This window comes from Pseudoalteromonas tunicata, from assembly GCF_002310815.1.
Classification (GTDB): domain Bacteria; phylum Pseudomonadota; class Gammaproteobacteria; order Enterobacterales; family Alteromonadaceae; genus Pseudoalteromonas; species Pseudoalteromonas tunicata.
In genome coordinates this window covers 445,440-458,019 of sequence record NZ_CP011033.1, presented here as the reverse complement: position 1 = coordinate 458,019, position 12,580 = coordinate 445,440, and the positions used below count along the sequence as shown (strand labels likewise).

Here is a 12,580-nt window from a genome sequence, read left to right as displayed (position 1 = left end):
GTTTGCATGCAAAATAATATACAGCAATTTTTATTGATTGCAAATACTTTGCACACAAAATAAAATAAACTTCTTTTTGGAGTACTTATGCCCTATTCACAACTACAGCTTGATAAACAACTTTGCCACCGCCTTTACATGGCATCAAATGGAGTTATCCGCGCCTATCGCCCTTTACTTGAAGCGCTTGATTTAACCTATCCGCAATATGTCGTCATGATGGCCCTTTGGCAGCAAGACGATATTACAATTCAAACCTTATTAGCCAAAACAGCCATTGATGGCGGCGCAATGACGTTAATATTAAAGAAAATGCAAACCAAACAATTACTTAGCATTAGTGCAAATGAAGATGATAAACGTAAAAAACTGATACGCTTGACTCAAACTGGTCATGCATTAAAACACAAAGCCGCTTCTGTTCCGGCGCAAATTCAATGTGCCTTTCCAACCATCAGCCAACAAGATGTCCATACTCTTATAAGCCTACTTGATAAAGTGTGTGGTGATTTAAACCAAGCATAAAAAAGCCCTGATAAAATCAGAGCTTATAAAGTATTATCTGGTAACACAGGGGCATTATTGCCCAGTTAAGCGCTTACCAAACGAAATAGCGTAAGCACTTGAACGCAGTTTTAATACCGCATCATCGCTTGGTGCAAAACCTGGCGCTAACAAATTAGGGTCAAAGTTAGTTGGGTCACATTGATTTTTGCCACTAGCAGTCAGGGTTAATCGGCCTAAAGCGATTACTTCACGATCTGCTGGCCACTGCACTGAAGGATCATTGACTGGGTCACCGGCTTGACCAATTACCGCTTGCAGTTGCAGATGAATAGGCGCTTGCGCTAGATCTTGTTCAAGTTGCTTGGCCAAAAATGATGATTCAAGTGATGTCATTTGCTCATCAGTCAACTGCTTTTGCGCTGTTTCAGGTACTAATTGCCATCTAAAAGGGGTGTGTTTCCCTTCATCGTTGACCATATAAAAAGTATGAATACCAAAGTAGGTGGTATGCGCATAAGAGCTTGGCGGATTATGCGCCTGCAACCAGTTAAACTGCCCTAAGGTGCTTGGATTTTGTTTGCGGTACTCGGCAACTTTTTTGAAATCAACTTTTCCTTGTTCATTAGGTACTAAGGTATTAAGTAATCCTAAAAAAACCTCTGGTGATTTTCCCGGAAATACTGGAGTTGTTAACCCTGCAATATTATGAACTTCACCTTTTTCAGTAATAAATTGCACCCCAATACCTCTTGGAGTGCGTGCGCGCTCATCGGCATTTGGATTGCCACCGGCCATCGAAAAACGAATGTTCGCTTGGCTTTTGCCGCTTCGAAGTAAGGGGCTATTTGAATAGTGTAAGGCTTGCTCACTGGGCTCAAACTCCCCAGTTGCACACACCCCTTTAGCATGACCTTTACGCACACCTGCTTGTTTACCGGATAGTGTTTCAAATACGTTAATAAAATCGTTGCCCGTTGCCTTCGTTGGCGCAGGGGTTTGTGCGACAGTTGCAAAACTTGTTGCACTCAGTGCGATAAATAAAATGGGTTTAATCAACATGTAATACCTTTTATTGCAAATATTTCCAGATACTGAATAGACCCAGCTAACACACTTTAACTTTCAATTTAATTTATAAAATTCAAATAATTAACCTCAGTTCTAGATAAGAGGTTTACTAACTTATTGAATTAAAATTAAATATGTAAGTTGCTCCTCTCTAGCCATTGATTTTAAAGGGTAACAAGGCAGATTTTTGCGTAAACAGCGAGCCTATCGCACCTTAATCCAACGCTATTAGCATTAAAAATAGCTGCCTGAGCTAGATTTATTATCCTGTATTGAGGTTAGTTAATATACCGGGGGATAATTCAGAGCATACACAAGCTTTAGTATGCTCTATTAAAGTGCAGCTTAAAAAAACCGAGAGTACAGTAAAATGAGTGACAAATTAGTATCTCGTTCAACCAAGGGACTTTCTGAAATACTCGAATCATTCCAGGTGTAATCAATGCCTAAACGGGTAAAACCACCAAAAAATATCGGGGTGCCGATGGATAAACCAACAGAAGTATTAACCGCACTTTTTCCTTCGTACATTGGCCTTGCAAATGTCGCTTCATGGGCTGCCACCCCATAATAATAATCAACATGATTTGCATCGAGATAGCTGACCGATAACGTCGGCTCAATAAAAAGTGGGCCTTGTTTGAATGCCCGCCCTATCGATGTTTTAAGTTCATACCCATTTGATTTGTTGAGTACATCAAACATTGAAGATACATCAAAACTCCAATCATCACGTTGATATTTTATTCCAAGCCCGGCATCAAACGAAAACTTACGTTTATCCATGCCGATAAACACATCGCTATCAGAGCTATCGTATCCTTGAAATCGAGGCGCAGCTTGCACAGCAAAACGAACCCCATCTAACTGCAAAAAATCGTAGCTGACAAAAGGCCCTAAAACTGACAATCGTTTACCACGATAACCTAAAATCGGTAGTGGGATCACTCGTTTGTCATACCCTTTATACAATTCTTGATTGATACCTAAACCTATGCCGTACAAAAAGCCTTCAGGTTCTAAACGCTCCCTTGCTTCGCCACGACTTTGCTCTGCAATAGCAGAAAAACTCAGTAACAGCGCAGCACACAAAACAGATCCATACATTGCATTCATTGTCATCATCCATCCTTATTTTAGATATCAGCGAAATTACAGTACGAAGATGACACTAATTTGGATTTATTATTTAGCAAGGAGAAATAAGTTAAAAATTGTACAGCTTAAAATTAAAGCTTCATGTTTTTGTAAAGTTAGTGTCATTACTCTACCGATACACTCAAGTACCTAATTAAAAAACAAAGAGACTGGTACTATGAACAAAACACTATTTGCTGCAACGTTGCTGCTCTGTACAACCCAATCGTATGGATTTAGCCAAGAAACACATAAACGCATTGTTGAAGATGCGGTGAGTTATATGGCACAAAATCCAAATACAACACACTATCAAAAACTTTATGCTTGGAGTCAAAAACTAGGTTTAACCCCTACTCAACTTGGTCAACTGATGGGGCAAGCAGCCTATGATGTTGATGATTTTGAAGATACGTTTTTATGCGGTGCCATTACAGGTAACTGCGTACAAGCTCCTATTTGGGGCATGGCTGAAAGCATTGTGAAATATACCAGTTATTGGCATTTTCAAAATCATACCCAAGGTGCAGATGCGCATGGTAACGACTTTGGTGGCTATAACTACGATAAACTGACCGTTTGGGGCACCATTGATACCTTAGCGGCAACTTGGCTTAAAGGTGATCATCTTGATGATGGGCAAGGTGGACAAACGGGTTGGTTTGGTGCTGATAACAGTAAATATAATAGCTATCAAATCACTGAGAAAAACTATCGAATTGGCAGCCAATCGCAATATGGTATGTACAAAAATTTTGAAAAAATTCCATTTCAACCCATAGATAACTTAGGTCAATATTGGTATCAAAGTTTTCTTAGCCATAAAAATCCACAATTATTAGGCTTTGTATTTCACACCACCGACTTATTGCAACCTCACCATACTTGGACAACCTCAGATTTAAATCACAGTGGCTGGGAAAACTGGATTAAAGACTATTACGACCAAGAAAAACTAAATGATTTTACGCTAGTCAGCGATGTTATGGGCTCATTTGCTCCCCTAGATAGCCAAAGCCAAGATATTCGTCCTATTTTGACTCAAGGTGGTGCATTTTCTTATGCTCAAGGCGGCATCGTACTAAACTCCAAAGATCATTACGACCGAGTCGCCACAGCCAAACAAGTTATTCCTCATGCCATCGCCATGGTGGTCCATTTGCTCAATCATGCTATGGAACAAGAGTAAATGAGAGCAATGTTATTTTTGGTAGGCTTTTTGAGCCTACCTGTTTGGTCTATCACCACTCAATTTACAGCCGAAGAACTGGCTTTATTAACTAAACGTTATCAGCAATATTCACCCAACATTTCATCCAGAGAAGTAAAACAAAAGCTATTAGAAGAACAATTCTTACTCGCACAAGCAAATCAATACCAACCCCAGTTAGTCGTTCGATTATCAGATGTTGGGTTTAGTACGGACTATCACGCCAAACGTTATCTTATTGATTTATTGATAAATGAAATAACAATTTCTGAGCCGACTCTATCGGCTAAAGTGATAAAGACCTATAACAGCCTTTGGCTTAAAAATATGCTCGGAACCTATCCCAATACTGGAGAGCTCCAAACTGCAACGCGAGATAAACTCAAAGCGCTCAATATTAAGTTAGGCTCATTTAACTTTAATTTTGATGAGTTTTACCACAGCTTGTCGATGCAAAGCCGTTTTAAACTTCATCAAGGAGACCATAATTATCTGCTTGCAGAAATGAAAAATTGGCTACGTTATCAATACCTGCTCACACAAAAAACAGCCTTAGCAAAACAGGGTTATCAACTTGACCACTTAACCGATATTGCCACTGCAACCATAGTAAGCCCTGCAATGCGCTCGTATTTTGGTATTAGTGATATGATGCATAGCCAAAGCGCACTGCTGCAAGAACTGGAGCAGACTCTTTCTGAATCACAGCTCAACCAATTTTATATCACCCATAAAGAACAGTTTCGTTATAGCTCTGAGGTCTTTGCAACAGGAGCCATATTTGTTGATAAACAAAGCGCCGATGATTTTTATCAACTAGTGCAAAAAATTGGTTTTGCTAATGCGCTTAAGAAAATGAATTACCAAGATATTTTCGCCCAATATCACAATCGCCTCACTCGCAACCACAGCCGGACCAATTGGTTGATTCAAAGTGCCTTTAATTTAGCAGCCAATAGCCTATCAACTGTGATCAGAAGCCCCGACGACCAATGGGTATTAATCGAAACTGGCGAGAAAAAACAAGATTATTATTCATCTGATAGCGAAACAGTTCGCTATTTAGCGAAAAAATCATTGGCAAAACAACAGGCTTTAGCTCGTTATCAACAAGCAAAACAACAATGGTTAAAGGCGCTTTGATATGCAAAGCAAAAACGTTCAAAAACAATACTTTTTAGGCTCGAAGCCAATGATAATTTTAGTGCTTATAATAATCTTGCTTAGTGTCATTGTGTGGCAGCTAACAATGAGTGCATCACATCAGCCACATCAAGCTGATGAGACAATACAAAAACCAAGCCTCCCACTTGGCAATAAAGTCCATGGGCCTCATTTAACAGCGCAAATAAAACACAGCAAAAGCATCGAACAAATGTCGGTACTTTCAGAACCTGACGTTGAAGTTGAAATCGAGCCTGAAATTATCCCCGCCACCGAAAAAGACATACCGATCACTAACAAGTTTCCTGCACAATATATTCCTCCTATTAACAATCAAGCCAAATCACCAAAGAGTTACCAAGGTGATTTAAATGATTTTGATGCCTATCAAAATTATGAAAATCAACAAGATGAGCAACTAAAGTTCGCCTTTATCAACGCCAGTAAAGCAAAAGTCAGTGAACTAAAAAAATGGTTAGCAAGAGGAGAAAAAGCCAAACTCTCGCCCGAACAGCTCGCCTTTGCCAAAGAGAAAATCGCTGCTCTTGAAGCACTTAGCACAACACTTACTAACGAGCTCAATCTACAAAGCGCAGGGCAAAACCCTTAAAGTAGCTTTTGTCTGTCATTGTGGCAAAAAGGGAAGGATAGATATCTTAGGGAATATATCCCTAAGATATCGTGAGGTTTGTTTGTGCGCCCACCTTAGTTTCGGCGTAACTCTTTATCAACGATACGTAATTGCTGTTTAGTTGTTTGATGCATTTGCCATTGCATCCACTGCTTTAAAGCAATCGAACTTTGTAATGAATAATCTAATGAGATCCATTGTTTTTGGCCATTGGGATAATTTGGTGCATCATTAGCCATTACATTTTTTGGCCCAGATGGCGTTTGTACTGTCATATTAAATGACTGCCCGGCGCCAACATTAGTAAAATATAAACCATCAATATCACTAAAGCTTATCCCGTTATTAACCGTCGCAGGATCCCCAGCTCTATCCATGCCAACCGACATATTATTAAGCAGCGCAGCCACACATTCTTTGGTTTGGCCTGAAAATTGCGAAATCATTGGCGGTGTTTCAAAGTTTTTATCTGGTACCGACGCGGTGCCATGACACGACATACATGATGAATTTGCATTGTCGGCAGGGCCATTTAAACGAAAGTTACAGCCTAAATGTCCCATTTGGCGCATTTGTGCCGAACCACTATAGGCATTTAACCGCTCAACCGTATCCCAAATAATCACTTCTTCCATAAAGCCATTTTTACGCGGATCGGTGGGATTATTATAGGCAAGCTGTCCTTTTGGTGGTGTATCATTGCCCCACATTAAACCCAATAAACTAATGCGTTTCCATGGCTCTTTTTCTTTGGCTTTTTTAACGCCATCGGCAACAAAAGTACCATATACCCAACCCGTTTTAGGTGCTCGACTGTCTTTAATTGCAATATCAAATTGCATCAGACGCACATCACCCCATTGCGCATAACTACGTGGACACTGCTGACTTTCTTCCACCAAAGTGCATTCGCTGCCTGCACTTGGTTTACATTCACAAAAACTAGGATCTGAGATATTGGCATTCCACGCTGGCATATTGGCTAAAATTGGCAGCTGGTCAACCGTCGAGGTATTAAAAAGAGGCTTCGCAATCACGGCGCCTTCATCAAAATGTAAGTTAGTCTTTGGAATATTAACTGTGCCCTCTTTTTGCCAAATGGTTCCTAAAGTATAAGCTGCTGTAGCGTTATAGATTGCAACGGCCCACATAGTCGATTTATCAGTCCCTGTACCTTTAATCGTTGAGAAAGTGACCGGTGCTTCACGGGTTAAACCATGGGTGAACTCTCGACCACTCATAGCATCGTAAGTTTGAAATGGAATATGGTACCAAGGTCTCACTGGGTTTTCACACACACCAAAATCGAGTTGCTTAGGCTGATTGATGTTCCCCTCTTGCACATACTTCATCACTAACCATGCGTATTCTGAGGCCAACTTTGTTTTATCTTTTTGTGAGGTTGACGGGTTAAATAAGGCATCAAACTTTTTGTCTCGCCATTTTTGATGCGCTTTATCATCCACCGGCATTGTTGGGTATTTATCAGATAATTTAAACACAGGCTGAGTCCAATCTGCAGTCGGCGCATTACTGACGGTTTGCCCACTCCACATCTCGCTAAATTTAGGATCTACATCTTGCCAATAAGCAGGCCAGGTGCCTGTACAGGTATTTTCAACCACCGCTTTTTGATCTTTGGCACTCACTGAGTGGCAAATTAATAAACTTAAGCCCGTAAGCAACATAGTTAGTTTGGTTTTCATTAAACTTGTCCTTTTATTTCAGTATCACCCATTGTGCTGCTTTGCTTTAAGCTACTTTGGGCATCACAATTGCCTTGTTGATTGGTATCAAAACATTGCCCTGCAAACGCGAAAAAACAAGCGGTATAATGACCATCGGGATTACGGATAAACAGCGCACCATCTTGATAAACTCCATTGTCTTTACTTTGAAACTGAATTGAAGGCGTACCTTGGTTCAAATGCACATCATCAACACCGCGCGAAGGGCGTTGTTGCTCTCGATGACGGCGTACCCCATACATATGATGGTCGCGATAACTTTCATCCTCCGTTATAAATTGCTGGTGATACTGATGATCACTATCATCATAATAAGTGCCAAACACCACCAACTGTGTACCGACTTGGATAAATTCGTTTAATCCTGCAGCAATCTTGGCTGCATTTTGTGGATGGCTGTCTTTGAGTTGATTAACTGTAAAAATCGGTTGATGAATAAGATCTAACGCTAAGCCACCAGGCTGACAAGGTAAGGGGGTAAATCCTGGAGTGATAGTTTCAAACGCGCTAGGTAATTGAGTTTTAGTATCAAAATCTTTCAATATCAGCATTTTCACATTTGCCGACACTTCGCTTTGAATATCAATATTAATTTGATAATCCAAACCGCTGACGGAATCATTACAAATCAAATTATAATGACTCATGCCTGACTTATGAGAAGTAAACTCTCCTTCTACTTGTGTGACCCTTGCTTTTAGCACACCGTATTTTTTGGATGTTGGAAATGGCATAAGCGTTCCTATTTACTAGCTACTGTTAAATGAGTCCTTTGCGACCTGCGGCGGAACCATTAATCGAACCATGGCACTACCAGCTAGGCGAAGGATACCCACTGAATTGTTAAATTATTGTTAATAGAAGATAGCGGATATTTTACCCATTTCAACAACAAAATATTACCAAGTATTACCTGTTAAAAAAAGGGAGATAAAAACCAAAAAGTCCCACGATAACACCTTATAAATTAATGTTTTTAAACAATTAAAAACAACACCGAGCTAAATTACTTTTTCAGATGTCACGTGATTTCAAAAAATGTGATTATTGCCTTATCAGCAATAAAATTATGAGGATTTAGTTAGGGAATACGCTAAATAGCATCTGAGTATTTGACCTTCTTCCAAGGTACTCTATCTATTGATAACTATTAGCCTATGTATGAAAGTTTAAAAACCTTTAATAGGTACTTAATTTGTGTTAGGGTGCAAAGTTAATTAATCTATCAAAAGGAATTGATATGCGTACGCTTATTCTCTTTATTTTTTGTTTTTTATTAACAGCCTGCAGTGGCGGTGGCTCAAAAGATGCGCCAACACCACCTCCAATTAAGGTCGTCAAACAGCCACCCACTCTCACCATTACAGTGCCTGATAATGCGCAAAGTGGTGCAATTATTCAGATTACAACCTCAATTAGCGATCCTGATTCAACACAGTTTACCCTCGATTGGCAAGCAAACCATGATGGAGTCATTTTTACATCGGTCAGTCAAACGCAAACCCAAGTTCAACTGCCACAAAGCTCAGAAGAACTCAATATCGAATTGAGCTTAACCGTGAAAGATGAAAGTAATTTATCAGCCAAACAAAGTGCTAATTTGCGCTTAATGCCAAGCGAGCCGATTCAAAAAGACATCGTTATTACTCTGCCAAGCACCTACACCGTTGCTACCAATCAGTATGTAACCTTAGCTGTTTCTGCGCAAAGTGATGAACCTATTCGCGATATTAAATGGCAACTCCCACAAGCACTTGAAATTGATACCGAGTCTCAAAATGATTTTAACGACACTAATGCGCAATCAACTCTGACCTTACTTGCCCCAGACCTACAGCAAACCACGGCCTTTACCATTAAGGTCACGGTTAGCACCGATTCTGGTTATAAAACAGTACAAACCCAATTATCTGTTAAGGTTGAAGACTCTGAAACGCCTTACCTAACCGTAAATACTCCACCATCAGTCACGGCCGATGAAGGAACAAGCGTGCACATTAACGCAACAATCCAGAGCTCAGCTCAAACACCCACTATAAAATGGCAATGGCTAAGTGATACCAACATAGCGTTATCTAACGCTAACACTGCGCAAGTGATGTTTGAAGCCCCACAAGTCAATCAAGACACTCAACTGCAATTAGGTCTCACCGTCACCGCAGGTGAACTCAGTGAAACACGCACAATTGATATACTCATTAAAAAGAGCGTAATTGATTTTGACCTAAGCCTGCAGTCTAATCGTAGTTCAGCAGTAAAAGGCCAAACTGTTACCTTCTTGGCACAAACGACTCAAGCAGACTTAATTAACAGCGATAATTGGCATGTTACTGAACTCGATGCTAGCCAATATCAAGTTATTGATAATAAGCTTATCATCACAGCGCCTGAAGTAAGCCAAAGTGCCTATCAAGATATTGTCGTCACTTATACTGCAAGCTTAAATAATAACCAAGACGTTAGCCGCAGCGCATCGGTTCGCTTTTTAAACGGCAGCCAACTTTTCACCCAACTTGGATTTACCGTACCCGAACAAGCAATTGCAATATATAACAATGAACAGATTAATTTTAATGTCCCTGTGACAGGCAATATAGCACTAATCGATACTCTAACTGTTGATATGTCATTATCTATTTTTGGGTTTTCACAAAGCGAAGCGAAACTGGAACAAGATCAAGCCAGCATCACGTTATTAAGTGATAAGATCATCGAAGAAAAACAAACATATGCCGAAATTATTGCCCATGCCGGAGATTACTCAGTCAGTGCGATGATCCCTATACATGTACATCCATCACATTACAAAGTGTATGCAGGAATTAAAGAAAGCTATATCGCAGGCAGTACCATCTCATTATTTGGCCTTATTTTTCATAACAACGTCCCTGTCACCAATCTTGCAGGCCACCAATTTGCTTGGCTTGATAATGGCAGAGGCAGCTTCACAGAACGTGACAACCTAATAACCAATTACACTTCGTCAAAATACATCAATACTGCAACTGACTTGACCTTAACACACCAAAAAGATGCAATCACAACCGAGAGCATAGTGACTCATGATTGGACAATATTCACATCACAAAACCAAGGTAATATGAATTGTTTTAAAGGATCGCAAAGCATTAAGTGTTTATTTAATGGCCTTGAAGTGCCGTTTTCAATCGATACAACCACACCCAAACAATTTGTGATTAGCGATAACTTTGCCTGTTTAATCAATAACCAAGAAGAGTTTGATTGTGTGGGTGACTCAACTCACACTGTGATCCAACAAACTGCGGTTGCCAACAATATCGCACGGGTAAATTTAATAGATAAAAACGCTGTTTGTATCCAGAACGTTACGGGGCAATGGCAGTGTAGCGGAAATAATAAAAACCATTTTATGAGTCTGATAGGCCAATTCAACCAGGTCTACCACATTGCTAGCAAAAATAATGCAACGTGTTTGGTCGCGGATGGCTTTATGCGCTGTTTTAATAATGATGCCAATTTAATATTTGAAGATAAGACCGATACTGTAGCAGAAGTTAAAATCGTGGCGGGATCTATGTGTTATTACCGTAGCAGTAATTCAACAACCAGTTTGCAATGTCCAACGCTCACAACCTATTAAGGTAAATAATAACTTGGCTAATCACATCATTGATTAGCCAAGTACTTTTTTATCGAGTTTTAATCAAGCTTTACCGGGCCGTTAATATTATCGACACTCACATTTCCACTGCCCGATTCTAAAATGGTTAGCCCTTTGGTATTAGTGACACGAATATTACCCGAACCATCCGTGATAGTGACCACACCTTCAACCTGATCAACCGTTAAATCCCCAGAACCATCGTTAATTACCACAGCCTGAGCCACATTATTTAGTTCAATATTGCCTGAGTCATCATCAATCGACACTGTGCCTTGCACCTGATTAATGTCAATATCACCAGAGCCATCTTCAAGTACTAACTTACCTGATACTTGTTTAAACGTAATATTACCTGAACCATCAATCAGTTTTACATCGCCACTCACCGAATACGCACTGATATTACCCGAGCCATCTTCAATATCGAGTGCCCCCACATTAGAGAGTTCAATATTACCAGAGCCATCGTCAATGCGAATATTTCCGCTGATATTATTGATTTCTAAATCACCTGAACCATCAGTGATGTCTAATAATAAACGACTTGGTACCGTCACCACTAAATCAATACTGGGAGATTGGCCGTTATAAAACTGCATGCCAGATGAATCTTGGTTTTTCGCAACCAATACGGCTCGTTGTTGGCGTCGCTCTAAAGTAAGCGTATAGGGGTCATCACTTTTTACCGTGAAAATCTTCGCATCTAAGCGAATGTCGGTTGCTGTATCATCGCCCTTAATGATGAGCTGCCCGGCCTCAGCCTCGATAGTCAGTTGTGTTAATTCGCTTGCGGATAAGCTCAATTGCTGTTGGCGCTCAATCGTGGCATTACTTGGAGAGATATGGATCACACACCCACCTAATACAAATAAACTAGTTGCTAGCGTGCTTTTGGTAAATGAAGCCAGTGAAAATTGGGACATTGGTATAATTCTCATTAATGAACTGTTAACACTATTATCCAGAAAACCAGATAATGAGACAGCGATTAATTGTAACGCTAGGTGTCGAATGACATAATTTTGAAAAGGTAAGGAAAAAATTGGTTGCAGCTTAGAGCAAACAGCCCACTCTAAGCACAGACAAACACTGCTATTAGGTACGATACAAGACCTTTATAACATGCCAACCAAAGCGGGTTTTCACCAATTGTGGTTCAAGCACTTCGCAACTAAACACCACTTTATCAAACTGAGGCACCATTTGGCCGCGTTTAAACTCGCCCAAATCACCGCCATTTTTACCCGATGGACAGCTTGAGAATTTTTTTGCTAAAGTCTGAAATTTTGCGCCCTTTTTTAATTGCGCAATAATATCATCGGCTTGTTCTTTGTGTTTTACTAAAATGTGTAATGCATGGGCGGTATTTGCCATCTTGCTCGACCCTCTTCATAACTAAGCCGCGCATTTTATCATAGCTTAGGCCGTGACTGCATCTGCAATCACGGCGCTTTTTAGTACTTGCAGCT

General features: G+C 40.1%; 11 protein-coding genes. 5 read left to right on the top strand and 6 right to left on the bottom strand.

Features of this window, described 5'->3' with window-relative positions:
- Positions 1 to 87: 87 nt before the first annotated feature.
- A complete protein-coding gene (locus PTUN_RS19635) occupies positions 88 to 525 on the top strand; it encodes a MarR family winged helix-turn-helix transcriptional regulator (RefSeq protein WP_009836979.1) in 438 nt (145 codons plus the stop codon).
- A gap of 54 nt (positions 526 to 579) precedes the next feature.
- Here the strand turns inward: PTUN_RS19635 and PTUN_RS19630 are convergent, their stop codons facing one another.
- Positions 580 to 1,566, bottom strand: coding sequence for a catalase family peroxidase (locus tag PTUN_RS19630; protein ID WP_009836980.1), 987 nt, complete (start codon positions 1,564 to 1,566; stop codon positions 580 to 582).
- 354 nt (positions 1,567 to 1,920) lie between these two features.
- Positions 1,921 to 2,691, bottom strand: coding sequence for a MipA/OmpV family protein (locus PTUN_RS19625; protein WP_009836981.1), 771 nt, complete (start codon positions 2,689 to 2,691; stop codon positions 1,921 to 1,923).
- A gap of 199 nt (positions 2,692 to 2,890) precedes the next feature.
- Here PTUN_RS19625 and PTUN_RS19620 point away from each other — a divergent pair, with 199 nt between their 5' ends.
- The 3 genes from PTUN_RS19620 (at position 2,891) to PTUN_RS19610 (ending at position 5,696) form a co-directional block, all read left to right on the top strand.
- Positions 2,891 to 3,901, top strand: a complete 1,011-nt coding sequence (locus PTUN_RS19620; protein WP_009836982.1) for a phospholipase C/P1 nuclease family protein — start codon at positions 2,891 to 2,893, stop codon at positions 3,899 to 3,901.
- Positions 3,902 to 5,065 carry a peptidylprolyl isomerase gene (locus tag PTUN_RS19615; RefSeq protein WP_009836983.1) on the top strand — a complete coding sequence of 388 codons (1,164 nt, stop codon included), beginning with the start codon at positions 3,902 to 3,904 and terminating at the stop codon, positions 5,063 to 5,065. It abuts the gene before it with no gap.
- Positions 5,066 to 5,171: 106 nt separating this feature from the next.
- Entirely contained in the window at positions 5,172 to 5,696 is a 525-nt protein-coding gene (locus PTUN_RS19610; RefSeq protein WP_157579371.1) for a hypothetical protein, read from the top strand.
- Between the two features lie 95 nt (positions 5,697 to 5,791).
- Here PTUN_RS19610 and PTUN_RS19605 read toward each other — a convergent pair whose 3' ends face one another.
- Positions 5,792 to 7,423: a hypothetical protein gene (locus PTUN_RS19605; RefSeq protein ID WP_009836985.1), complete on the bottom strand. Its 1,632-nt coding sequence runs from the start codon at positions 7,421 to 7,423 to the stop codon at positions 5,792 to 5,794.
- Positions 7,423 to 8,199: a DUF2278 family protein gene (locus PTUN_RS19600; protein WP_009836986.1), complete on the bottom strand. Its 777-nt coding sequence runs from the start codon at positions 8,197 to 8,199 to the stop codon at positions 7,423 to 7,425. The genes PTUN_RS19605 and PTUN_RS19600 overlap by 1 nt, the downstream gene beginning before the upstream one ends.
- Before the next feature lie 506 nt (positions 8,200 to 8,705).
- Between PTUN_RS19600 and PTUN_RS19595 the strand changes: the two genes are divergently transcribed.
- Positions 8,706 to 11,087, top strand: coding sequence for a hypothetical protein (locus PTUN_RS19595; protein ID WP_009836987.1), 2,382 nt, complete (start codon positions 8,706 to 8,708; stop codon positions 11,085 to 11,087).
- Positions 11,088 to 11,146: 59 nt separating this feature from the next.
- On the opposite strand, the gene PTUN_RS19590 is transcribed toward PTUN_RS19595, so the two are convergent.
- Positions 11,147 to 12,034, bottom strand: a complete 888-nt coding sequence (locus tag PTUN_RS19590) for a DUF4097 family beta strand repeat-containing protein (RefSeq protein WP_009836988.1) — start codon at positions 12,032 to 12,034, stop codon at positions 11,147 to 11,149.
- A 172-nt stretch (positions 12,035 to 12,206) separates the two neighbouring features.
- On the bottom strand, positions 12,207 to 12,485 hold the full coding sequence (ppiC, locus tag PTUN_RS19585) for a peptidylprolyl isomerase PpiC (protein WP_009836989.1): 279 nt from the start codon (positions 12,483 to 12,485) through the stop codon (positions 12,207 to 12,209).
- Positions 12,486 to 12,580: the final 95 nt, after the last annotated feature.